This is a genomic window from Pandoraea pnomenusa (assembly GCF_040391475.1).
Taxonomy (GTDB): Bacteria; Pseudomonadota; Gammaproteobacteria; order Burkholderiales; family Burkholderiaceae; genus Pandoraea; species Pandoraea pnomenusa_C.
The window spans coordinates 41,949-65,159 of sequence record NZ_JBEBXS010000004.1 but is presented as its reverse complement, the minus strand read 5'-3'; the positions used below and the strand labels follow the sequence as shown (position 1 = coordinate 65,159).

18 protein-coding genes are annotated in these 23,211 nt (G+C 64.0%); 8 read left to right on the top strand and 10 right to left on the bottom strand.

Translation table 11 applies throughout. The features are described 5' to 3' along the window. Positions 1 to 243: 243 nt before the first annotated feature. The 6 genes from ABWO90_RS05990 to ABWO90_RS05965 all read right to left on the bottom strand — a co-directional run bounded on the left by ABWO90_RS05990 (position 244) and on the right by ABWO90_RS05965 (position 6,593). Complete coding sequence (locus ABWO90_RS05990) at positions 244 to 741, bottom strand: DUF2946 family protein (RefSeq protein ID WP_353190291.1); 498 nt, start codon at positions 739 to 741, stop codon at positions 244 to 246. 348 nt (positions 742 to 1,089) lie between these two features. Further along, positions 1,090 to 1,806 carry an OmpW/AlkL family protein gene (locus ABWO90_RS05985; protein ID WP_353190290.1) on the bottom strand — a complete coding sequence of 239 codons (717 nt, stop codon included), beginning with the start codon at positions 1,804 to 1,806 and terminating at the stop codon, positions 1,090 to 1,092. A 140-nt stretch (positions 1,807 to 1,946) separates the two neighbouring features. Further along, positions 1,947 to 2,615, bottom strand: a complete 669-nt coding sequence (locus ABWO90_RS05980; protein ID WP_353190289.1) for a LutC/YkgG family protein — start codon at positions 2,613 to 2,615, stop codon at positions 1,947 to 1,949. After that, complete coding sequence (locus tag ABWO90_RS05975; RefSeq protein ID WP_353190288.1) at positions 2,612 to 4,039, bottom strand: lactate utilization protein B; 1,428 nt, start codon at positions 4,037 to 4,039, stop codon at positions 2,612 to 2,614. The genes ABWO90_RS05980 and ABWO90_RS05975 overlap by 4 nt, the downstream gene beginning before the upstream one ends. Then, positions 4,036 to 4,818 carry a (Fe-S)-binding protein gene (locus ABWO90_RS05970; protein WP_353190287.1) on the bottom strand — a complete coding sequence of 261 codons (783 nt, stop codon included), beginning with the start codon at positions 4,816 to 4,818 and terminating at the stop codon, positions 4,036 to 4,038. The genes ABWO90_RS05975 and ABWO90_RS05970 overlap by 4 nt, the downstream gene beginning before the upstream one ends. Positions 4,819 to 4,898: 80 nt before the next feature. Continuing rightward, positions 4,899 to 6,593, bottom strand: a complete 1,695-nt coding sequence (locus tag ABWO90_RS05965) for a lactate permease LctP family transporter (RefSeq protein WP_353190286.1) — start codon at positions 6,591 to 6,593, stop codon at positions 4,899 to 4,901. A 281-nt stretch (positions 6,594 to 6,874) separates the two neighbouring features. On the opposite strand from ABWO90_RS05965, the gene ABWO90_RS05960 reads away from it, so the two are divergent. The 5 genes from ABWO90_RS05960 to ABWO90_RS05940 all read left to right on the top strand — a co-directional run bounded on the left by ABWO90_RS05960 (position 6,875) and on the right by ABWO90_RS05940 (position 13,929). After that, the gene (locus ABWO90_RS05960; protein ID WP_353190285.1) at positions 6,875 to 7,591 is read left to right on the top strand and encodes a FadR/GntR family transcriptional regulator; all 717 of its coding nucleotides are present in this window, start codon (positions 6,875 to 6,877) and stop codon (positions 7,589 to 7,591) included. 179 nt (positions 7,592 to 7,770) lie between these two features. After that, positions 7,771 to 10,311, top strand: coding sequence for a penicillin-binding protein 1A (locus ABWO90_RS05955; protein ID WP_353190495.1), 2,541 nt, complete (start codon positions 7,771 to 7,773; stop codon positions 10,309 to 10,311). A gap of 162 nt (positions 10,312 to 10,473) precedes the next feature. Further along, on the top strand, positions 10,474 to 11,385 hold the full coding sequence (locus ABWO90_RS05950) for a LysR family transcriptional regulator (protein WP_353190284.1): 912 nt from the start codon (positions 10,474 to 10,476) through the stop codon (positions 11,383 to 11,385). A gap of 264 nt (positions 11,386 to 11,649) precedes the next feature. Continuing rightward, positions 11,650 to 12,504 (top strand): class I SAM-dependent methyltransferase, encoded by an 855-nt coding sequence (locus tag ABWO90_RS05945; protein WP_353190283.1) that lies wholly within the window; start codon positions 11,650 to 11,652, stop codon positions 12,502 to 12,504. A gap of 219 nt (positions 12,505 to 12,723) precedes the next feature. Further along, positions 12,724 to 13,929, top strand: a complete 1,206-nt coding sequence (locus ABWO90_RS05940) for an NAD-dependent formate dehydrogenase (protein WP_353190282.1) — start codon at positions 12,724 to 12,726, stop codon at positions 13,927 to 13,929. A 124-nt stretch (positions 13,930 to 14,053) separates the two neighbouring features. Here the strand turns inward: ABWO90_RS05940 and ABWO90_RS05935 are convergent, their stop codons facing one another. After that, positions 14,054 to 14,773, bottom strand: coding sequence for a glutathione S-transferase N-terminal domain-containing protein (locus tag ABWO90_RS05935; RefSeq protein ID WP_353190281.1), 720 nt, complete (start codon positions 14,771 to 14,773; stop codon positions 14,054 to 14,056). 398 nt (positions 14,774 to 15,171) lie between these two features. On the opposite strand from ABWO90_RS05935, the gene ABWO90_RS05930 reads away from it, so the two are divergent. Continuing rightward, positions 15,172 to 15,999 carry an alpha/beta fold hydrolase gene (locus tag ABWO90_RS05930; RefSeq protein WP_353190280.1) on the top strand — a complete coding sequence of 276 codons (828 nt, stop codon included), beginning with the start codon at positions 15,172 to 15,174 and terminating at the stop codon, positions 15,997 to 15,999. A 106-nt stretch (positions 16,000 to 16,105) separates the two neighbouring features. Here the strand turns inward: ABWO90_RS05930 and ABWO90_RS05925 are convergent, their stop codons facing one another. The 3 genes from ABWO90_RS05925 to hppD form a co-directional block, all read right to left on the bottom strand. Next, entirely contained in the window at positions 16,106 to 17,305 is a 1,200-nt protein-coding gene (locus tag ABWO90_RS05925) for an amino acid aminotransferase (protein WP_353190279.1), read from the bottom strand. 230 nt (positions 17,306 to 17,535) lie between these two features. Next, positions 17,536 to 18,921 carry an amino acid permease gene (locus ABWO90_RS05920; RefSeq protein ID WP_353190278.1) on the bottom strand — a complete coding sequence of 462 codons (1,386 nt, stop codon included), beginning with the start codon at positions 18,919 to 18,921 and terminating at the stop codon, positions 17,536 to 17,538. 194 nt (positions 18,922 to 19,115) lie between these two features. Further along, a complete protein-coding gene (gene hppD, locus ABWO90_RS05915) occupies positions 19,116 to 20,189 on the bottom strand; it encodes a 4-hydroxyphenylpyruvate dioxygenase (RefSeq protein ID WP_353190277.1) in 1,074 nt (357 codons plus the stop codon). A 334-nt stretch (positions 20,190 to 20,523) separates the two neighbouring features. Between hppD and ABWO90_RS05910 the strand changes: the two genes are divergently transcribed. Together ABWO90_RS05910 and leuA are read left to right on the top strand one after the other, a co-directional pair. After that, on the top strand, positions 20,524 to 20,997 hold the full coding sequence (locus tag ABWO90_RS05910; RefSeq protein ID WP_353190276.1) for an Lrp/AsnC family transcriptional regulator: 474 nt from the start codon (positions 20,524 to 20,526) through the stop codon (positions 20,995 to 20,997). Positions 20,998 to 21,362: 365 nt separating this feature from the next. Then, the gene (gene leuA, locus ABWO90_RS05905) at positions 21,363 to 23,075 is read left to right on the top strand and encodes a 2-isopropylmalate synthase (protein WP_353190275.1); all 1,713 of its coding nucleotides are present in this window, start codon (positions 21,363 to 21,365) and stop codon (positions 23,073 to 23,075) included. Positions 23,076 to 23,211 lie beyond the last annotated feature (136 nt).

Here is a 23,211-nt window from a genome sequence, read left to right as displayed (position 1 = left end):
CGGCCGCCTGATAGTCGTGTGGTGCCGGGCGCACCAGTCGCAAAGGGGGCGATAGTGTCATCGCGTCCGATGCGGCAATCGCGGCCATTGCGTCGATCGCGTCGATCGCGTCAATGGCGTGGGGCGTCGTGGGTATTCACGCGGTGTGCGCGAACGCCGACACCCGCCTGCGAGGCGTGGTGCGTCAGGCAGGGGCTACCGGCATCGATTCGACACCAGCGAATCGACCGGCAGTCGGGAGGATCAGACGGCGGAAACGGGAGGTGCGCGAGCGAGCGCGGCAGAGAAGCGGGCGCGCGGGTAATACGGCACCAGTACCCGGGGGGCGGTGTCGATGCCGGTCTGCGCGGCGGGCGGGGGGGTAAGAACGCTGGTGGTGACGAGCGGTTGATGTGCCCAAAGCGCACAGTAGCCGCACTTCTCCCAATGATCGGCCGAGGCGAGCGTGTGGTCGGCGCCGCCGTGGCTGCTGTGCTGGCCGGTGGCTTGCGACGGTGCGGGCGGGGCCTGCGCGTCGTCGTGCCCGGTGTGTCCGTCGTGCGCCTGTGTGCGCTGGGCGTCGACGCGTGGCGTCGTGTTTTTGCCGAGCGCAGCTTGTGTGCCTTGCACCGTGCAGTAGACCGCGAACGGGTCCTGCTGCATGGCGGCACGCCACTGCGCAATCGCCGGCATGAGCGCTGCCAACAGGATCGCCAGCAAGGCGATCCCGATTGCGACGCGATGCTGACGGAGCTTGCGCATGCCTGGGCCGGTTTACGAAATTTGGGATTTCAGGGAACCAGGCATTGTAGGGGGTGTCGCCGCGTGGCGTAAATGCTTTGCGTTCTCATGTAGGGACGACGCGACAATTTGCCGCATCGCGCGACCGGAGCGCGACCTGGGCTGCGCGCACGGCCGCGACAGAGCCGCAAGGCGGGCGCGGGACGGATTCGGGATCGCCCGCGAGTCGCGGGCAACGTGCCGATGTGCCGATGTGCCGACGTGCGTTAGGCAAGCCGATTGACGGGAAAAAAGGAGCGCCACCGCCCCCCAGGGCATCAGTGGCGCTCCACACCGGATATCGATGCTTCGCGAGCGAGTCGTGCGAAATCAGAACTTCATGCCGACACCGACGCCCACGATGAGCGGGTCGATGTGAAGCGTGCCCAGATCGGCACCGGCGAGCGAGGTGTCCGTCTTCATCCAGATCTTCTTGATGTCGAGGTTGAAGAACAGATTCTTTGTCATCTGAATGTCCACGCCTGCCTGCAATGCCGGGCCGACGCTGTGATTCTTGATCGAGATCGGCGTGCCGCCTGCGTTCAGGTTGCTGTTCCAGAAGCGCGTGTAGTTGACGCCCGCGCCGACATACGGACGCACCTTGCCCGCATGGTTGAAGTGGTATTGGAGCAGCAGCGTCGGCGGCAGCACGTTCACGCCGCCGAGATGGCCGAGGCTCGACGTCAACTGATGACGCGACATGCCGAGAATGAGTTCGACGCCAACGTTGTCGAGAATCATGTACGTGAAGTCGAGTTCCGGCACGATCGCGTTGTTCACGGTCACGCCCAGCGTCGGCAGCACGCTGCCGCTCGCGTGCGAGTCCGGCATGATGCCGATGGCACGCACGCGCGCGAGGATGTCGCCGGCATAGATGCCTTGTGAACTGTCCTTGATGAAGCCGAACGTCTTCGGCGCGTCGGCCGTGCGATTTGTGGTCTGGGCGTCGGGTGGTGTGGCCGATTGTGCGTGAGCGGATGCGCTGAAAATGGCGGCACCGGCGAGCAGTGCGGCCGCAGCGGCCGTGGCACCGAGGGAGTGCTTCATGATGTTATCCAAAGTCGTGAGTGAGCACGGACGATGGTAGAAGCAGGTTCCCCGCGTGAACTTGATGCGCATCAAGCGCGGGGGAACACGAGCGCGTCGTGCGACAAACTGTCGCGCGCTCGTGTGGCACGCCGATGCAATCAGTCGCGCGGCAGCAACACGACCGTGAGCGAGCGCACGCCCTGGGCGCCCTGAATCAACACGCCTTCGATGTCAGCCGTCGCCGACGGGCCGGTGACGAGTACGGCATATCGCACCGAGGCGAAGTCTGGCTGGCGGTAGATATCCTGCAGGCCGTCGACGATATCGCGCGGGTCAAGCAGCACGACGAGGTGTTGCACGAGATAACCCAGCGCATTCACGCCGTACTCCAGCTCCGACAGCCAGACGGAGCCTGTCTCGGCAACGCCGTAGCGTGCGCGCACGATGCCGACGTCGACGTCGTGCAGCGACGCGGGCGCTCGCAGTACGTCGAGCGGTGCGGCAGAGCGGGCCTCCGGTGTGGCCGTGACGGGCGTCACGCCGGGGAAGTGCTCGGCAAGCCAGTCGGGCAGCGCCTGCGCATTGTCGAGGGCTGCGAACTTGCCGCCCATCGCCACGAGATTGTTGCCGAAGCGTTCCTGACGGTCGCCGGCCGGGGTGTCGAAGACAGGCAGCTCAGGGAGCGGAAACCGATCGGCGGCGAGATCCGAAGCCCGATCGATCACGCGATGGCGCGCGTCGTCGCCGGCCGCGCGGTCATCATCGCGCAACGCCACCCGCTGGGCCGCCCGCACGCGGACGAGAAATTCTTCGCGGGACGTATTCATTGGACCTCCTTGCGCGCCTTGGCTGACGTGGTCTGAGACGTTCGTGCGGGACGATTGGCGTCGTACCAGTCGCGGAACGTTTGTGCGGGGACGTCCGGAAGATCGCGTCCCTTGCCCCAGGTATTGAGCGGGTTGTACAGCACCATGTTGGGAAGACGATGCAGCGCCGCGTTCATCGATTTGACCGACGCGCGATACAGCACCGGATTGGCCAGCAGCTTGCCCGCGACCTTGATCAGGCTGCGTTTGACGCGTGGCAATTCGCCTTCCTCGGCCACGATCTGGCGCCACTTGTACAACTGCTCGTGAATGTTGATGCGCACCGGACAGACATTGGTGCAACTGCCGTTCATCGTCGAGGCGAACGGCAGTGTGCTGTAGCGCTTGAGGTCGTAAGCGGGGTTGAGGATGGCGCCGATCGGTCCTGCGTAAGTGCTGCCATACGACAAACCGCTGCTGCGCCGGTACACGGGACACGTGTTCATGCAGGCGCCGCAGCGGATGCACTTGAGCGAATACCAGAAGTCGTCCATGGCGAGACGCGCGGAACGGCCGTTGTCGACGATCACGAAGTGCATCTCGGTACCCGGGCGCGGTGCGCGAAAGTGCGACGTGTACTGCGTGATCGGCGAGCCCAGCGCACTGCGCGAAAGCAACCGCACGAAAACGCCCAGGTCGGCCGTGCGCGGAATCAGCTTCTCGATGCCGATGGAGACGATATGGACCGGCGGCACGTTCGCCGAAAGATCCGCGTTGCCTTCATTGGTACACACGACCACCGTGCCGGTCTCGGCCACCGCGAAGTTGCAGCCGGTCATGCCCGCACCCGCTTCGAGAAAGGCCGGGCGCGTCGTCTGACGCTGGCTCTCGGCCAGGTAGTGCACATCGTCGTTATTCGGATCGGTGCCCAGTGTGCGACCGAACAGTTGCGCGACGTCGCCGCGCAGTTTGTGGACTGCAGGCACGACCACGTGCGACGGCGGTTGCTTGTCCAACTGCTGGATTCGCTCACCGAGATCGGTTTCCATCACGTGGATGCCGCGCGGTTCCAGATACTCACGCAGCTCGCACTCGTCGGTGAGCATCGACTTGCTCTTGACGAGTGTCTTGACGTCGTGCGCCGCGAGAATGCCATGCACGATGGCGTTGTGTGCGGCGGCGTCGAGTGCCCAGTGCACTTTCACACCGTTGGCCTCGGCCTGCGAGGCGAACTGTTCGAGGTAGTCGCCGAGTCGCGAGAGCGTGTGCTCCTTGATCTGCGACGCGAGCGTGCGCAGCGTTTCCCACTCGCCGATGGAGGCGGCCTGCGCGTCGCGCTTCATGCGCAGATCCCACAGACGCTTGTCGTGAAACGCCACATGTTCCGTTTTGGCGAGGAAGGCTTCGGCATGCTTCGCGTGATCGACGGGTTTCGACGTGCTCATGCGCTCACCTCCTCGCGAACGGGACTGGCTATCGCAGCCACGTCGACGCCGTTGAGTACCTGCGCGATGTGCAGGAAGCGCGTCGGCGTTTGCGCGCGCGCCGCACATCCCTTCTGGTGCATCAGGCACGACATGTCGGCGGAGACGATGAATTGCGCGCCGGCGTCGAGATGGTCGCGCACTTTGTCCTGTCCCATCTTCACCGAGACGGCCTGTTCGGACACCGAGAACGTGCCGCCGAAGCCGCAGCACTCGTCGGGGCGGCGCGGCGATGCGAACCGGATGCCGCTCACGCCTTCGAGCAGCGTGCGCGCCTTCGACCACGGCTCGCCGGGAATCTCGCTGGCGGACGCCGCATGCAGGTGACGAATGGCGCTGCAACTGTTGTGCAGCCCCACGGTGTGCGGGAAGCGGGCCCAGGGAAACTCGCGAACCTGGAGCACGTCATGCAGGAATTCGGTGAGTTCGTAGGTGTTGGCGCGCACGGCCGCCACACGGGCCGACTCGCCAGCGGCGCCCAGATGCTTGCGCACGTGATGCACACAGCTCGACGACGGTGCCACGACGAAGTCGTAATCGGCGAAGTTGTCGACGAAGAGCGCTTCGGCCCCGACGGCATCGGCCTCGCAGCCGTTGTTGGCCATCGGTTGGCCGCAGCACGTCTGGCGACGCGGGTAATCGACCGTCACGCCGAGTTTCTCGAGCAGTTCCAGCGTGGCGATGCCCACTTCGGGAAACAGTGCATCGATGAAACAGGGAACGAACAGGGCCGCTTTCATGGGGGTTCTCCAACAGGGGGACGGCACACGCGCCGCCGTGCGAACGAAGCGCGGCGGCGGGTGCTACGACAAAGACAGACTTAGTGGACCAGCATCCCCGTGAGCCAGTACGCCTGCACGAGCGTAATGAGGCCGGCGAGCACAACGAACATCAGGCTGTGCCAGACCGTGAAGCGGAACAGGTCCGCTTCCTTGCCGATCAGGCCGGTCGCGGCGCATGCCACGGCAATCGACTGCGGGGAAATCATCTTGCCCGTCACGCCACCGGTCGTGTTTGCTGCCACCAGCAGCGTGTTCGATACGCCGATCTGTTGTGCCGTCGTGCTTTGCAGGCCGGAGAACAGGGCGTTGGACGACGTGTCCGAGCCGGTGAGGAACACGCCCAGCCAGCCGAGCAGCGGCGAGAAGAACGGGAACGCCGCGCCCGTGTGGGCCAGCAGCAGGGCGAGCGTGGTCGACATGCCCGAATAGTTCATGACGAACGCAAACGCCAGCACCAGACCGATCGCCAGCACCGGCTTCTTCAGCTCGGCGACGGTTTCGAAGAAGCTCTTCACGCCGTCGGCGGGTTTCATGCGAAGGAGCGCCATCGAGAGCAGCGCGGCGATGAAAATGGCCGTGCCGGTTGCGGAGAGGGCGTCCCACTTGAAGATGGCGTCCATCGGGGCCGGCGTGGCGACGATAGGAGCCGCCTTCGCCACGAGGCGATCCAGACCGGGAACATGCAGCGCGGGCACCGTCCAGGCAAGCGGGCCGCCCTTGGCGAAGAGCGCCTTGAATGCGGGCAGGCTCCAGATCGTGACCATGCCGGTGAGAATCAGGAATGGCGACCACGCACGCAGGATCTGCGCGCCGCTGTACGGCGAGGGCTCACGGCCACTCGATGCACCGCCAAAGCCGCCCAGGGCCGCTGCGCCGCCGGAGGTCACCACGTTGGCACCGCTACGCGCGGCGGACGTCTTCGGCTGCCAGACCTTGAGGAATCCGGCGAGGCAAACGAGCGAGAACAGCGACGAAATGATGTCCGGCAGTTCCGGCCCGATGTGATTTGACGAGAAGTATTGCGCGACGGCGAAGCTGCCACCGGCCACGAGCGCGGCGGGCCACGTCTCCTTCACGCCACGCTTGCCATCCATGATGAACACGAGCCAGAAGGGCACGAAGGCGGAGAGCAGCGGCAACTGACGGCCGGCCATCGCGCCGATGTGGAACGGGTCGATGCCGCTCACCTGGCCGGCCACGATGATCGGAATGCCCATCGCGCCGAACGCCACCGGCGCAGTATTCGCGATCAGGCACAGCCCGGCAGCATAGAGCGGCTGGAAGCCTAGACCGACGAGCAGGGCGGCGGTAATGGCCACCGGTGCACCGAAGCCCGCTGCGCCTTCGAGAAACGCGCCGAAGGAAAAGCCGATCAGCAGCATCTGCAAACGCTGGTCATCGGTCAGCGAAATGACCGAGCTGCGAATGATGTCGAACTGGCCCGTCTTGACGACGACCCGATAGAGAAACACTGCGGTGACGATGATCCACGCGATGGGCCACAGGCCATACGCGAAGCCATACACGGCCGACATGGCGGCCATCTTTGCAGGCATCCCGAAGTAGGCGACGGCGACCACCAACGCGAGCGCCACGGTCACGGCACCGGCGGTGTGCGCCTTCATGCGCAACCCGGCGAGTGCGACAAAGAAAACGATAATCGGCAGCGCGGCCATCAGCGCCGCGATCCATAGCGTGCCACCCGGCACGTAGTTCTGTACCCACACTTCCACTTACGTCTCCTCGATTTGGTGATCGATGCTTTGATGCCTGTTGTTGATGAGGCTGTTGGCGCGGACGTGGCGTCCGGCTGCCGCGATGATCGACACCCAGGATTTGATCGGGCAAACTGGTCGTACCAGTTGCCGTGGACGATTCGTCACGAGGCAGAATCGCTGGAAATCAAAACCATGCGCCGAGTCCGCACGCTTTGTCGTGACGATGCTCGGGCGTCGCGAATCGTCAGCGCGCTGCCTTCAACGTGCGCGTTGGCACAGTCGCAGGAGACATCACCGTGGGCGGTCCGAATCTGACCGAGCGCATTACGCGCGAACTCGAAACCCGATTGATCGAAGGCGTGTGGGTGCCGGGCGAGCGCATTCCGAGCGAGCGCGCGCTGGCCGAATCACTTGGGGTGGCGCGCTCGACCGTACGCGCGGCGCTGCAGCGTCTCGTCGCGCGCGGCCTGCTCAAGGCGCGACCGGCTTCTGGCATGTACGTCTCGGATCGCCTGCAGACGGGACTCGTGTCGCCGTGGCGTCAGCTGGTGGGCGACCATCCCGAATTGCGCCCTGACATGCTGGAATTCCGGCTGATGCTCGAAGGCACCACGGCCTATCTCGCAGCAGTACGGGCCACGGACGAAGATCTCGCGCGCATGGCCGAATTGGTCGATGGCCTGGTGGCGGCCCATGCCCGCGGCGATACCGTGCTCGAATCGCGGCTGGACGGCGACTTTCATACGGCGCTGGCGAACGCCTCGCACAACGCGATGCTGCGGCACCTGCAGGGCAGCGTGGTCAAGATGCTCAACGAGCACATCACCCTGAATAACGCGGGGCTTTTCGAGCTGCGGGAGCAGGCGTCCGAGAAGATTCTCGAGCAGCACCTCGCCCTCTGGGAGGCCATTCGCACCCGTCAGCCCGATGAGGCGCGGCGCATCATGCGCGAGCACATCGGCTTTGTTTGGCGCAAGCTGGAGCCGGATTCGCCGGTGCCGATGGTTCCCTGAAACGAGTCCGGCTGCCGGAACCTGCGGTTCGGGCCTGCCGGTTTTGGTAGGATGCGGACTTTGCCACGCGTTCTCCCATCGTGAAGCGCCCGCTTTTGTCGATCTTCTCGTCGTTGTTTTCGCTGCTCTCACGCGCTGCCGCCCTTGCGGGGCGGTACGGTCAGCAGCTTTGGCACTTCCTGCAACCGTATGCGGCCCGCGCCTGGCACCACGTGCGCCATCCGACGCGTCGCGGCGTGCTCATCGCCATTGCTGCGCTGCCGTGTCTGCTGATCGCCTACACGCTGATCCTGATTCCGTTCACGCCGAGCATTCGCGACATCCGGCGCGCCAAGATCGACCAGCCGGCGCAAGTCTTGTCCGTCGATGGAAAGCTGCTTGCCGAGTTCCGTCCGTCGAACCGCGAATGGGTGGCGTTGAAAGACGTCTCGCCGAACGTTGTCAACGCTCTGGTCGCCACGGAAGATCACCGCTTCTACGAGCACCACGGGATCGATCTGAAGCGCACGGCAGGCGCCGCGCTGCGCACCTTCTCGGGCGACCGTCAGGGTGGCTCGACGATTACGCAACAGCTCGCACGCAACCTGTATCCCGACGAGATCGGCCGGGCGCCCACGCTGACTCGCAAGCTCAAGGAAGCCATCACCGCGTTCAAGATCGAGGCGCTCTACACCAAGCCCGAGATTCTCGAGACGTATCTGAATACCGTGCCGTTCCTGTACAACGCGTTCGGCATCGAGATGGCGGCGCGCACGTACTTCGACAAGTCGGCCGATCAACTCGACGTCGTGGAAGCGGCCACGCTCGTCGGCATGCTCAAGGGCAACAGCTATTACAACCCGGTGATCAATCCGGAACGGGCGTTGCAACGGCGCAATACGGTGCTCGCGCAGATGGTGAAGTTTGGCGAACTCGACGAGTCGAAGCTCGCCGCGCTGCAAAAGCGTCCGCTGCGCATCAACTTCGAGCGTCAGACCGAGGAGCCCGGTCCCGCCCCACACTTCGCGCAGCAACTGCGAAAATGGCTGATCGGCTGGGCCGATCGCCACGACTACAACATCTACGCCGACGGCCTCGTCGTGCACACGACCATCGATTCGCGTTTGCAGACGATGGCGACACAGGCGCTCACGCGTCAGGCGAACCAGTTGCAGGGCATTGCCGATGCGAACTGGTCGGCACGTGGCGGATGGCGTGACAGCACCGCGCTCGTGCAGTCCTTCGTGCGCGAGTCCGCGGAGTATCGCAACGCGGTGGCCGGCGGTGAAGCGCCCGAAGCGGCGATGAAGCGTTTGCTCGCCGACAAGACATTCATGCAAAACCTGCGCGCGACGAAGACGCGTGTGCAGGCCGGTTTCCTCGCCGTCGATCCGCGCACCGGCGAGATTCGCGCGTGGGTCGGCAGCCGTGACTTCACGACCGATCCGTTCGATCACGTGCAGCAGGCACGTCGTCAGCCAGGCTCGACCTTCAAGCCGTTCGTGTACGGCGCGGCATTCGTCAAGGGACGCAAGCCCGATGACACCATCGTCGATCAGGCCGTGGAGATTCCGCTGCCGGGTGGCGAAATCTGGCGTCCCAGCGACGACTCGGCGCCGACCAACAAACCGATGACGTTGCGCGACGCGCTGGCGCAATCGCGCAACACGGTCACCGCGCAATTGATGCAGGACGTAGGGCCGTCGCGCGTGGTCGGACTGGCGCGGGCGATGGGCGTGCGCGAGAGCAAGCTCGATCCGGTGCCGTCGCTGGCGCTGGGCACGAGTCCGGTGTCGCTCAAGGAGATGGTCGCGGCCTACGGGACGATCGCCGACGGCGGCGAGTATCGCGAGCCGACGATGGTTACCGAGATCACGAACAGCGAGGGCGAAGTGCTTGCGACGTTCTCCCCGGCGCGCCCCGAGCGGGCGATTTCCGAGAGCGACGACTACACGCTGCTCGATACGATGCGCGGTGTCATCAATCGCGGTACCGGTAATGCGATCCGTACCCGCTTCGGCATTCGCGCCGACGTCGCGGGCAAGACGGGAACGACACAGGACAACGCCGACGGCTGGTTCATCCTGATGCAGCCGCAGCTGGTGGCCGGGGCGTGGGTGGGCTTCAACGACAGCCGCGTCACATTGCGCAGCGATTACTGGGGACAGGGGGCGCACAGCGCGCTGCCGATCGTCGGTGATGTGTTCTCGCGGGCGTTGCGCGCGAAGGTGATCGATCCGAACGCAAAGTTCGAAGCGCCGGACAACCATCATTGGTACAGCGACTGGTGGACGAGTGTCTCGGACTGGATGACGGCACGCTTTGCGAGCAAGCCGGCACCGGAACCCAAGCCGAAAGCGCCGGTGAAGCGCGCGCCCGCCCCGGCGCCGGCACCTTCCGTATCGACCCCTGAGGCGGCAAGTGACAGCGGTCCGTTGCCGGTGCCCGTGGCCTCCGCCGTGCTGGCGCAGCCGGAATATGCGTTGCCTGCGAGTGCGCCGGGTACGTCGGGCGTGCCAATCGTTCCGAGCGCGCCGAATGGTCCGAATGGACCGAATACGCCGACACCGACGCCACCGCACGGCAACACGATCCCCGGCGTGCCGGGCGAGTGGAATGGGCCGGGGGGCACGTCGTCGAACGGCAACACCACGGCACCGCCCAACTCGGGCAGCGCCGGAACGCCGATCTTCTCGCTGCCCGGCTCGTCCAATCAGCCTGCACCTGCCTCCGCGCAGTAAGCCAGCCTCCCCGGCACTCCCACCGCCCGGCCGTCCCCGGGCGGAAATGCCATAACAGATATGCGCGATTCTCATGACTGGGCGCTCATGGCCTGCGTTATATTCATGACGATATAGCGCTGGCCAAAACGGCCATTGCGGCATCGTGGGAGGACGCGGGCCATGTTCATCCGGCAGTTGAGTTATCTCGTGGCGTTGTCGCAGGCGCAGCACTTCCGGCGCGCGGCAGAGTTGTGCAACGTGTCGCAGCCGACGCTGTCCGGCGCGATCCGCAGTATCGAGGAAGAGTTCGGCCTGCCCATCGTGCGACGCGGACGCCGCTTCGAAGGCTTCACCCCCGAGGGGGAGCGCGTGCTGGCGTGGGCGCGTCAGGTGCTGGCCGATTGCGAGGGGCTGCGTCAGGAGGCGAGTGCGAGCCGCCGCGAAGTGACCGGGTGCCTGCGCATCGGCGCGATTCCCACGGCGCTGCCGCTCGTGCCGTTGCTCACCGACGCGTGCCTGCGCGAATTCCCCGGCATGCGTCACGAGGTCTACACGCTGTCGGCCACGCAGGCACTGCGTCAGCTTTCCGAACTCGATCTGGATGTCGGCCTGAGCTATCTCGACGATCCACGGCTACGCGAATTCGAAACCATCTCACTGTTTCGCGAGCGCTACGTACTGATCGCGCGCGACGAGACGGCGCTGGCCGGCCGCACATCGCTCTCGTGGCACGAAGCGGCGAAGTTGCCGCTGTGTCTGCTCACGAGCAACATGCAATGCCGTCAGGGCATCGACGCGGCGCTCGCGCGAGCGGGCACGTCGGCATCGCCGCGTGTGGAGACGGACTCCCTCATGGCGCTGTATGCCCACGTGCGATGCGCGGGGCTCTACAGCATCGTGCCGCACAGCGTGCTGTGCCTGGCCGAAATGCGCGACGAACTGCACGCCGTGCCGTTGCAGCCTGCCTTGCATCGCGAGATCGGTTTGATACTGCGCGAACGACAGCCGCGACCGCCACTGCTGGACGCCGCCGTGGCCGCTTTTGGTGCCGTCGATCTGCAAACGCGTCTCGATGCACTGCTGCCCGTATGAGGCGATATCTGCGTGGCTAATGGCGGCATAGAACGCCGTCTATGCATCCTCAAATCCGAAAGAGTCACCCGCCGACATCGACACCATCGAAGCCCTGACTATCGCGCCTTCCTCGACGCCTTCAACGCGGTGGCGTGAAAATCCGCTTGACCTGAAGTCGACTTGAGTTGGCAGACTAAGGTTGTGCGCGATGCCGGACGGATGGCAGGACATCATGGGGATCGAGTGCGATCCGGCCGGCGCGCACTTTCACGAGGTCAGCCAATGACAGAACCCGCCAATCACGATCAGGCCGCGCTGTGGAACGGCCGCTCGGGCAGCGCCTGGGTGGACACCCGCGTCGCACTCGATCAGATGTTCGTCCCGCTCGCGCGGTTTCTCATCGACCGCGCGCACGAGGTACAGCGCGATGTGCCGTCCGGCCGGTTGCTCGATGTCGGATGCGGCACGGGCGGCGCCACGCTCGCTGTCGCTTCGGCATTGCGTGAGCGATGGAAATCCACCGGTGCCGACATTTCTGCGCCGATGATCGAGATTGCCCGCGCGCGTGCGGCGCATGCGCGCGCGCCGGTCGAGTTCCTGTGCGCGGACGCCCAGACGCATGACTTCCCGCCAGCGAGTTTCGATCTCGTCGTGTCTCGCCTGGGCGTGATGTTCTTCGACGACCCGGTCGCGGCATTTGCCAATCTGCGCGCCTCGGCCCGGCCGGGCGCATTTCTGCACGCGCTCGCATGGCGCAGTCCCGCAGAGAATCCATTCATGACGGTGGCCGAACGGGCTGCGATGCCAATGCTCCCGGCGATGCCCGCGCGCGTGCCCGGTGCGCCGGGACAATTCGGCTTCGCCGATCGCGACCGCGTGAAGGGCATTCTTGAAGCCGGCGGCTGGACGGGCATCGCGTTGACACCGGTGCATTTCGATTGCGCATTTGCGTTGTCTGATTTGCGCGAGTATTCGGGCCGTCTCGGCCCGGTCGGGCTCGCATTGGCTCAAATGCCATCGCACGAGCGCGAGCGCGTCATCGACGCCGTGGTCGCCGCCTATGCGCCCTTCGTGAGCGGGAGCGAGGTGCGCTTCACGGCCGCCTGCTGGCACCTGTCGGCAAGGGCCCCGGCGTGATGCCGTTGGCATTCTCGGGTCGTCAGGTCGGCATTCGTCACGCGCGCAAACCATCGCGCGCCGTCTCCCTCTGACTTGATAGGTTTCGCCGATCAACCGATCGGCCGGAACGATTTTCCAAGTGCGCGCGCCGCAACGATCATTGGCCTCAATGCAGCGACGTTGTCATGCGTCGCCCATGCAGACATCTTGCAGATAACCATTCAGGAGCGAGACATCATGGCCAAGATTGTGTGTGTGCTTTACGACGATCCCGTCACCGGCTATCCGAAAACCTACGCCCGCGACGACCTGCCGAAGATCGAGTGCTACCCCGACGGTCAGTCACTGCCGACGCCCAAGGGCATCGACTTCCAGCCGGGCGCGCTGCTCGGCAGCGTGTCGGGCGAACTGGGCCTGCGCAAGTATCTCGAATCGAACGGTCACCAACTCGTGGTGACGTCGAGCAAGGACGGCGACAACAGCGTGCTCGACCGCGAACTGGCCGATGCCGAGATCGTGATCTCGCAACCGTTCTGGCCTGCGTACATGACGGCCGAGCGTATCAAGCGCGCGAAGAAACTGAAGATGATCGTGACAGCCGGTATCGGCTCGGATCACACCGACCTGCAAGCGGCCATGGAGCACGGCATCACCGTCGCGGAAGTCACGTACTGCAACAGCAACAGCGTGGCCGAACACGTGCTCATGACGACGCTCGCCCTCGTGCGCAACTACCTGCCGTCGTATCAATGGGTGCTCAAGGGCGGCTGGAACATCGCCGACTGCGTCTCGCGTTCGTACGATCTCGAAGGCATGCATGTGGGCACGGTCGCTGCCGGCCGTATCGGCCTGCGAGTGCTGCGCCTGATGAAGCCGTTCGGCACGCATCTGCACTACCTCGATCGTCACCGTCTGCCGGAATCGGTCGAGAAGGAACTCAATCTCACGCACCACACGAGTCTGGAAAGCCTCGCCAAGGCGTGCGACGTCGTCACGTTGAACTGCCCGCTGCACCCGGAAACGGAGCACATGATCAACGCCGACAGCCTGAAGCACTTCAAGCGCGGCGCGTACCTGATCAACACCGCTCGCGGCAAGCTGTGCGATCGCGACGCCGTGGCGGCCGCGCTCGAAAGCGGTCAGCTCGCGGGCTACGGCGGCGACGTGTGGTTCCCGCAACCGGCGCCGGCCGATCATCCGTGGCGTCACATGCCGCATCACGGCATGACGCCGCACATCTCGGGCACGAGCCTTTCCGCGCAAACGCGCTATGCCGCGGGGACGCGTGAAATTCTGGAGTGCTATTTCGAGAATCGCCCGATCCGCAACGAGTATCTGATCGTGCAGGGCGGCAAGCTCGCAGGCGTCGGTGCGCACTCGTACAGCGCGGGCAACGCCACGGGCGGTTCGGAGGAAGCCGCCCGCTTCAAGAAGTCGGCCTGACGTCGCTGTCAGGGCATGACTCGCCGGGTCGTCGGTCCGACGTCCGGCGACGCAGTACCTCCTCGTGCAACGTCGCGTTCAAAGGCCGGGCATCGTGTCGATGCACCGGCCTTTTTTTGATGGCTCAGGCCGGACGCTTCGGAATGTCGAGCCCGCGAATCACGGCAGGACGCGCGACGAACGCGGCGAGCGCACGCTGCACATGCTTGAACTGCGCGAATTCGACCAGCTCGCCCGCCTCGTAGAAGCCCACGAGGTTGCGAATCCACGGGAACGTGGCAATGTCGGCGATGGTGTATTCGTCGCCCATGATCCACTGACGGTTCGCCAGGTGCGCGTCGAGCACGGCGAGCAGCCGCTTCGATTCGCTCACGTAACGGTCGCGCGGACGCTTGTCTTCGTACTCCTTGCCGGCGAACTTGTGGAAGAAGCCGAGCTGGCCGAACATCGGCCCCACGCCACCCATCTGGAACATGACCCACTGCAGCGTTTCATAACGGGCAGCCGGATCGAGGGGCAGCAGCTTGCCGGTCTTCTCGGCGAGATACCAGAGAATCGCGCCCGATTCGAACAGCGGCAGCGGCTTGCCGCCGGGGCCGTTCGGGTCGAGGATCGCGGGGATCTTGTTGTTCGGGTTGAGCGACAGGAATTCCGGCGAGAGCTGGTCGTTGGTCTGAAAGTTCACCAGATGGACTTCGTACGGCAGGCCGATCTCTTCGAGCATGATCGACGCCTTCACACCGTTGGGCGTGGGCAGCGAATAGAGCTGCAGACGCTCGGGATGCGCTGCGGGCCATTTCTGCGTGATCGGAAATTGGGACAAATCGTGGGACTGATCGGACATGGGGATCGATGCAATCGGGATGAGCGGCTAAGCACGCCGCGGGACAGCCAATATAACGCCAAGCGTCCGGACGTGCTGGCGGCCGTGCACTCCGTGACAGCCGTGCCACCGGTGCTGTGAATTCAGCTCATGCGAGCATCAAGCAATCTCATCTTGAACGCCGGCTCATCGGGGCCTTAAATAGAAGTCCTTCGCGCCGCGCGCCAAATTGCGCGGCGCGAAGTGTTTTCGGAAGTGCTGTCACCGTGGCTGGCGTATTGCTCGCATTCGTCGTGTTGCGCCACGCCGCTTCTTCCGTCGGGAGGCGGCATGCGGCGCCTTCAAGGCGCCGTTTTCCCGCCGTTTCCCGCCTGTTCCCAGTTCCGGGTGCTTATCGCGCAATGCGCAAGGATCTCACCATGAGTACGTTCAAGACGAAAGACGGCACGTCGATTTTTTACAAGGACTGGGGCACCGGTCGCCCGGTGGTGTTTTCGCACGGTTGGCCGCTGAGCGCCGACGCCTGGGACGCCCAGATGTTGTTCCTGGTGCAACACGGTTTTCGCGTGATCGCGCATGACCGACGCGGCCATGGCCGATCGGACCAGCCGGGTCAGGGCAATGACATGGACACGTATGCCGACGATCTCGCCGCGCTGGTCGAGCATCTCGACCTGCACGACGCCACGTTCGTCGGCCATTCGACCGGTGGCGGCGAAGTCGCGCACTATCTCGGCCGTCACGGCACGAAGCGCGCGGCGCAGGCGGTGCTGATCGGTGCGGTGCCGCCCGTCATGGTCAAGTCGGACAAGAACCCGAACGGCCTGCCGATCAGTGTGTTCGACGAGATTCGCGCGAACGTGGCGGGCAATCGCTCGCAGTTCTATCAGGATCTGGCGGTGCCGTTCTACGGCTACAACCGACCGAACGCGAAGGCCTCGCAGGGCGTCATCGACGCCTTCTGGCTGCAAGGCATGTGGGGCTCGCACCTCGGGCAGTACCTGTGCATCAAGGAATTCTCGGAAGTCGATTACACCGAGGATCTGAAGAAGATCGACGTGCCCACGCTCGTGCTGCACGGCGATGACGATCAGATCGTGCCGATCGACGATTCGGGCAAACTGACGGCGCAGATCGTGAAACAGGCCACGCTGAAGATCTACGCCGGCGGCTCGCACGGCATGTGCACCGTCGAGGCCGACAAGGTGAACGCGGATCTGCTGGCGTTCCTGCGCGAAGCGTCGTAAGCGTCGAAGACGTTGCAAGTGGCGGTCATTGCCACGCGACGCGGCAAGAAAAAAGGGACGGCGTGTGTGCCGTCCCTTTGCTTTTGCGTCAGTCGCCGCGCAACGCTCAGGCGTTGTTCAGCACCTTGGCGATGCTGTCGGCCACCACGGCGACGTTCTTCTCATTGAGCCCGGCCACGCACATGCGGCCCGAGCGGATCAGATAGACGCCATGCTGTTCGCGCAGCACGTCGACCTGTGCTGCCGACAGCCCCGTGTACGTGAACATGCCGCGTTGTTCCAGATAGCGCGAGAGCATGGTGTCGGGCACGTGGCCGCGCAGCCCTTCGTGGATCGCGCCGCGCATGCGCGTGATGCGCTGGCACATGGCCGTGAGTTCGTCTTCCCACGACTTGCGCAGTTCGGGCGTGCTCAACACCTTCGCCACGATCTTGGCGCCATGCGTCGGCGGATTGCTGTAGTTCGAACGCACCGCGCTCGTCAGCTGACCCAGCACGCGATCGGCCGCTTCCGACGATTCGCAGATCACCGACAGGCCGCCGCAACGCTCGCCGTACAGCGAGAAATTCTTCGAGAACGAGTTGGCGACGAAGGCCGGCACGCCCTGACGCGCCAGCTCGCGGATCACGAAGGCGTCGGCGTCGATGCCCGAACCGAAGCCCTGATACGCCATGTCCACGAACGGGAGCAACTCGCGCTTCTTGAGCACGTCGATCAGTTGCACCCATTGCGCGTCGTTCAGATCGACGCCGGTCGGGTTGTGGCAGCACGCGTGCAGCAGCACCACGCTACGCGCGGGCAACTTGTCGATGGCATCGACCATCGCTTCGAACTTCAGGCCACCCGTGGCTTCGTCGTAATACGGGTACGTATTCACCGTGAAACCGGCGCGCTCGAAGATGAAGCGGTGGTTGTCCCATGTCGGGTCGCTCACCCAGACTTGTGCGTCCGCGAAGTAGCGCTTGATGAAGTCGGCGCCGACCTTCAGTGCGCCCGAGCCGCCCAGCGTCTGCACCGTGGCGATGCGGCCCTCGGTGCGTGCGGGGGAGTCGTCACCGAAGACGAGACCTTGCACGACGTCGCGATAGTTGGCGAAGCCGGCCATCGGCAGGTAGGGCTTCGGGCCGACTTCGGCCAGCAGCAGCGCCTCGGCGGCACGCACGGCCTGCATGACCGGCAGACGGCCATCGTCGTCGTAATAGATGCCGATGCTCAGGTTGACCTTGTTGGTACGCGGATCCTTCGCGAAATTCTCGTTCAGCGAGAGGATCGGGTCGCCGGGATAGGCATCGATATGTTCGAACATGGCAGTTCCTGGAAAACGAAAGAAATTCGTGACGGCGTCGTGGGCGCTGGCTCGGGCGAGCCGGACCGCCCAGGTGGCCCAGGCGGCAAACGTCCGATGATACCGCTAGTGCGGTGCCGCCGGGAATTGAGCGACGACCGTCGCCTGAAGGGCGCGTCCCACGAGGCGTTGGGCCATGGTACGGCGGCCGTCGGTGTCGTTCGACACGGGACGGCCGCCCGAGGCTCACATCAGCGGGTCACGCTGGCCGGCGCGGGTGCTGCGCCACGCTTCTGACGCAAGCGGTAGCCAACGCCGAGCGCGACGAGCCACACCGGGATCAGGTAGACCGAGATACGCAGGTCCGGGATCAGATACATCACCACCAGAATGCCGCCGAGGAAGGCGAGGCACAGGTAATTGGTGAGCGGGTAGCCCAGGCTCTTGAACAGGGTGGTCTCGCCGGCGCGCGCCTTGGCACGGCGGAAGACGAGGTGGATCACGCTGATCATCGCCCAGTTGATGATGAGGGCCGAGACGACCAGACCCATCAGCAGCTCGAACGCCTTGCCCGGCATGAAGTAGTTGATCACCACGCACACGGCCGTGGCGGCGGCCGAGACGCCAAGTGCCGCCAGCGGAATGCCGCGGGCGTTGACCTTGAGCAGCGCACGCGGGGCGTTACCCTGACCTGCCAGGCCGTAGAGCATGCGGCTGTTGCAATACACGCCGCTGTTGTACACCGACAGCGCGGCGGTGAGCACCACGGCGTTGAGGATGTTGGCCACGAAGTTGCTGTTGAGCTCGTGGAAGATCAGCACGAACGGGCTGCCGCCGCTCACGACCTTCTCCCACGGGTAGAGCGAGAGCAGCACGCCGAGCGCGCCCACGTAGAAAATCAGGATGCGGTAGATGACCTGATTGGTGGCGCGCGGGATCGTGCGGGACGGGTCGTCGGCTTCCGCTGCGGTAATACCCACGAGTTCGAGACCGCCGAACGAGAACATGATGACGGCCATCGCCATGACGAGGCCCGACACGCCGTTCGGGAAGAAGCCGCCGTGCTGCCACAGGTTGGCGACGCTGGCCTCGGGGCCGGCGTTACCGGAGAAGAGCAGGTAGCCGCCGAAACCGATCATGCCGACGATGGCGGCGACCTTGATGATGGCGAACCAGAACTCCATCTCGCCGTACGACTTCACGCTGGAGAGGTTGATCGCGTTGATGATGCCGAAGCACACCAGCGCCGAGACCCAGGTGGGAATGGCCGGCCACCAGTACTGCACGTAGATGCCGACCGCCGAGAGCTCGGCCATCGAGACGAGCACGTAGAGCACCCAGTAGTTCCAGCCGGACACGAAGCCCGCGAACTGGCCGCAATACTTGTTGGCGAAGTAGCTGAACGATCCGGCGACGGGTTCGTCGACGACCATCTCGCCAAGCTGGCGCATGATGAAAAACGCGACGACGCCGGCAATGGCATAGCCCAGCAGGACTGACGGGCCAGCGGTCTTGATGGTTTGGGCGATGCCGAGAAAGAGGCCGGTGCCGATCGCGCCACCCAGCGCGATCAATTGGATGTGACGATTCTTCAGGCCGCGATGGAGCGAGCCTTCTTGTGCTGCGTTGGCGGACATGTCTGTTCCTTACCCTACCTTCAGTGCAATGCGGCGCGGTGCTCTGTTTTCGCCCTGTACGAACGAACCGGAACCGTTGAGCCGCCACGGCGCGGCGCTTATGGCGCCGTCACCGTGTCCTTTGGGACCACCTTGCGAGAGATGATCGAGAGCCCGGCGGATACACGACGCACCGCCGGGTGTCTCCCCTGGACTCAGACCTTGAGCGTGCCCCGCTCGATCTGGTCGCGCTCGAGCGATTCGAACAGTGCCTTGAAGTTGCCTTCGCCGAAACCGTCGTCGCCTTCGCGCTGGATGAACTCGAAGAACACCGGGCCGAGCAGGGTCTTCGAGAAGATCTGCAACAGCAGGCGTGGCTTGCCGCCTTCGGTCGTGCCGTCGAGCAGAATGCCGCGCGACTTCAGTTCGCCCACGGGCTGGCCGTGACCCGGCAGGCGGGTCTCGAGCGCGTCGTAGTAGAAGTCGTTCGGGGCCGTCATGAGATCGACGCCGGCCATTTGCAGGCTGTCGATGACTTCGATCAGGTTGTCCGTGAGGAACGCAATGTGCTGAATGCCTTCGCCATTGAAGGCCATCAGGAATTCCTCGATCTGGCCGCTGCCCTTGGCGGATTCCTCGTTCAGGGGAATGCGGATTTTACCATCGGGGGCGGTCATGGCCTTGGAAGTCAGGCCGGTGTATTCGCCCGAAATGTCGAAGTAGCGAATCTCGCGGAAGTTGAACAGCTTCTCGTAGAAGTTGGCCCAGTACGCCATGCGGCCGCGATAAACGTTGTGCGTCAGGTGATCGATCAGCTTCAGGCCGTGCCCCACCGGATGACGGTCGACACCTTCGAGGTACTCGAAGTCGATGTCATAGATCGACTTGCCTTCCTCGAAACGATCGATCAGGTACAGCGGCGCGCCGCCAATGCCCTTGATCGCCGGCAGACGCAGTTCCATCGGGCCGGTTTCGATCTCGACCGGCTGGGCGCCGAGCTCCAGCGCACGGGCGTAGGCCTTGTGCGAGTCCTTCACGCGGAAGGCCATGCCGCAGGCGCTCGGGCCGTGCTCGGCGGCAAAGTAGGCGGCCTCGCTGTTCGGCTCGCGGTTCACGATGAAGTTGACGTCGCCCTGACGGTACAGCACCACGTCCTTCGAGCGGTGGCGTGCCACGAGCGTGAAGCCCATCTGCTCGAAAATCGGTTCGAGGACATTCGGCGTGGGCGAAGCGAATTCCACGAATTCGAAGCCCATCAGTTGCATCGGGTTGTCAAAGAGGTCGGCCATGATCGTCTCGGCTTGGTGGGGGTGATTTCTCGGGTCGCGAATTCGTTGGACACGTACGCCCGGTCGGCGTTGTCGTGCGCAAAAGACGATGGCGCCGGAAGATGCAACAAAATTGTGGTTTGTTGACCGTTGGGTCGGGGAATGATGTCCCGACCGTTCCATGCGCTGGAATCCTTGCAATGACAAGCATTTGCCGGACGTTTGCGTATCCTGTACGTCGCTTTACGGCGGTCAGTGTAAGTGCGGTGACGCAAAATAGGATTTCGTAACCGAGGTAGGGAAACCCTAGGTTATGCATTAATATTTCTAAATTCAGTGGTGATGGGAAATTAAAGTGCAGAACATTGAGATCGATCGGATAGACGTCCGGCTGTTGGGGATTCTCCAGTCCCGCGGACGCATTTCGAACCTGGAATTGGCCGAGGCGATCAAGCTCTCGCCTGCGCAGACACTGCGCCGTCATCGTCGGCTCGAGGAGATGGGCGTCATCAAGGGGTATGACACCCGGCTCGATGCGCAACGCCTGGGTTTCAGCGTGGTCGCCTTCGTTCACGTGACGATGGAACGTGGCCATATCCGCGACCTGTCGAACTTCAAGGGATTGGTCGCGGACCTTGCACAGATTCAGGAGTGTTTCTCGGTGACGGGGGATATCGACTACGTGCTCAAGGTCGTCGCCCGGGACCTGAAGGGGCTGTCCGAATTCCTGCTCGATACGCTGATGCGCATTCCCGGGGTGAGCGCCGTGAAGTCGAGCGTTTGCCTCGACGAAATCAAATGTACGTCGGCGGTGCCGCTGACCGTTTGAGCGGCCGTTATCGCAAATGTCGCGCGACGCGAACGCGGCAGCGAGGCGCGCCGTGGATTGTCAGGCCTGCCTGTGAGGGGAAGCTTGCGAGGCGACACATCATGGTTGACAGCGGCCGAAAATCTGTGATCTCATGTAAAACATGATCACCGCGCAATTCTCCCTCTCGCTACGACTACTAGCCCGCTCCACCGGGCTTGGTCCGTTGCTGCGCGCGTGCATCGTCTGAATTCCACACTGAAGCACCGCTGATTTTCCCCAGTTACGCCGACCTTAGCCCCGGTTCATTCAACCGGAGGTCGTAGCTTATCTGCGTCTTTTTGCGTCGTCCGGTTGCCACTTTTGCCGACAATCGAGATAACGCCATGTTGAAGAACCCCGCCACGAAGTACCGCCCGTTCACCCCGGTCAACATTCCGGACCGACAGTGGCCGAGCCGCACCATCACGCGTGCCCCCATCTGGATGAGCACCGATCTGCGCGACGGCAACCAGGCCCTGTTCGAGCCGATGGACGCCCAGCGCAAGATGCGCATGTTCAAGGCGCTCGTGGCCATCGGCTTCAAGGAAATCGAGGTGGCGTTCCCGTCGGCGTCCGATACCGACTTCAACTTCGTGCGTGAATTGATCGAAGGTGGTCACATTCCCGACGACGTCACGATCGAAGTGCTCACCCAGGCCCGCGACGACCTCATCGAGCGCACGTTCGCTGCCTTGAAGGGGGCGCCGCGCGCTATCGTTCACCTCTACAACGCCACCGCCCCCGAGTTCCGCCGTATCGTCTTCAACCTCGATCAGCCGGGCGTGAAGGCACTCGCCGTATCCGCCGCGAAGACGATCAAGCGTTGCGCCGACGCCGCCCCCGAAACGCAATGGACGCTGCAATACAGCCCGGAAACGTTCACCGGTACCGAACTCGAATTCGCCAAGGAAGTATGTGACGCCGTATTCGACGTATGGCAGCCGACGCCCGAGCGCAAGTGCATCGTCAACTGCCCGGCCACGGTCGAAATCGGCACGCCGAACCACTACGCCGATCAGATCGAATGGATGCACCGCAACCTCGCGCGTCGCGATTCATTGATCCTCTCGGTTCACCCGCACAATGATCGCGGCACGGCCGTGGCCGCTGCGGAACTGGCCGTGATGGCCGGTGCCGATCGCATCGAGGGTTGCCTCTTCGGTAACGGTGAGCGCACCGGTAACGTCGACCTCGTCACGCTCGCGTTGAATCTGTACACGCAAGGCGTGGACCCGGGCCTCGATTTCTCGAACATCAACGAGATCGCCCGCACGTCGGAAGAATGCACGCAGTTGCCGGTGCATCCGCGTCATCCGTACGTTGGCGATCTGGTCTTCACCGCGTTCTCCGGCTCGCACCAGGACGCCATCAAGAAGGGCCTCGCCGCCCAGCAGCCGGACGCCGTCTGGGAAGTGCCGTACCTGCCCATCGATCCGAGCGATCTCGGCCGCACGTACGATTCGATCATTCGTGTGAACAGTCAGTCGGGCAAGGGCGGCATCGCGTATCTGCTTGAACAGTCCTACGGCGTGCAGATGCCGCGTCGTCTGCAAGTGGACTTCAGCTCGGCCGTGCAACGCTATACGGACGAGACCGGCGCCGAAGTCACGGCGTCGCAGATCTGGCAACTGTTCCAGAAGGAATACGTGGCAAGCGTCGAGCCGGTGGCGTACATCGGTCATACGCTCTCCGAGCGCGACGGTCGCCAGCACATTGCCGTGACGGTCGACATTCACGGGCAGCGCACCACCGTGTCGGGCGCCGGCAACGGTCCGCTCGACGCCTTGATGAACGCCATGCGCACGCCGGTGCGTGTGCAGCACTACGAAGAGCGCGCCCTTACGCAAGGGGCGGACGCCCGTGCCATCGCCATTGCCGAAATGGCGGGCGAGGCGATCGTGGGCAGCGCGTTTGGGGTGGGCATCGATGCGAATCTGACGACGGCGTCGATCCGAGCGGTCATCAGCGGCATCAACCGGGCTTACGCTCGCTGCGAAGCCGATGCGCAGGCCAAGTTCTTCGACGGTGTGATGCGCGACGTCGCCAAGGCCGTCTGACCGGTCACTGAATTACAGGAAGCGAAGGAAGGAGACATTGGGCAGACAGGCCCCGCGCCGCACCGATCGTGCGGGCGGGGCCCCGGAGCGCGGCAGGGCGGCACTTACCCAGTGCCGCATGCGCACCCCGGCCCGA

What these genes read in the sequence shown, in the direction of transcription:
- ABWO90_RS05945 (WP_353190283.1), top strand. Translation starts at nt 11,650, where the DNA reads ATGACAGAACCCGCCAATCACGATCAGGCCGCGCTGTGGAACGGCCGC.
- hppD (WP_353190277.1), bottom strand. Translation starts at nt 20,189, where the DNA reads ATGGCCGACCTCTTTGACAACCCGATGCAACTGATGGGCTTCGAATTC.
- ABWO90_RS05950 (WP_353190284.1), top strand. Translation starts at nt 10,474, where the DNA reads ATGTTCATCCGGCAGTTGAGTTATCTCGTGGCGTTGTCGCAGGCGCAG.
- ABWO90_RS05920 (WP_353190278.1), bottom strand. Translation starts at nt 18,921, where the DNA reads ATGTCCGCCAACGCAGCACAAGAAGGCTCGCTCCATCGCGGCCTGAAG.
- ABWO90_RS05980 (WP_353190289.1), bottom strand. Translation starts at nt 2,615, where the DNA reads ATGAATACGTCCCGCGAAGAATTTCTCGTCCGCGTGCGGGCGGCCCAG.
- ABWO90_RS05985 (WP_353190290.1), bottom strand. Translation starts at nt 1,806, where the DNA reads ATGAAGCACTCCCTCGGTGCCACGGCCGCTGCGGCCGCACTGCTCGCC.
- leuA (WP_353190275.1), top strand. Translation starts at nt 21,363, where the DNA reads ATGTTGAAGAACCCCGCCACGAAGTACCGCCCGTTCACCCCGGTCAAC.
- ABWO90_RS05925 (WP_353190279.1), bottom strand. Translation starts at nt 17,305, where the DNA reads ATGTTCGAACATATCGATGCCTATCCCGGCGACCCGATCCTCTCGCTG.
- ABWO90_RS05970 (WP_353190287.1), bottom strand. Translation starts at nt 4,818, where the DNA reads ATGAAAGCGGCCCTGTTCGTTCCCTGTTTCATCGATGCACTGTTTCCC.
- ABWO90_RS05940 (WP_353190282.1), top strand. Translation starts at nt 12,724, where the DNA reads ATGGCCAAGATTGTGTGTGTGCTTTACGACGATCCCGTCACCGGCTAT.
- ABWO90_RS05975 (WP_353190288.1), bottom strand. Translation starts at nt 4,039, where the DNA reads ATGAGCACGTCGAAACCCGTCGATCACGCGAAGCATGCCGAAGCCTTC.
- ABWO90_RS05930 (WP_353190280.1), top strand. Translation starts at nt 15,172, where the DNA reads ATGAGTACGTTCAAGACGAAAGACGGCACGTCGATTTTTTACAAGGAC.
- ABWO90_RS05935 (WP_353190281.1), bottom strand. Translation starts at nt 14,773, where the DNA reads ATGTCCGATCAGTCCCACGATTTGTCCCAATTTCCGATCACGCAGAAA.
- ABWO90_RS05990 (WP_353190291.1), bottom strand. Translation starts at nt 741, where the DNA reads ATGCGCAAGCTCCGTCAGCATCGCGTCGCAATCGGGATCGCCTTGCTG.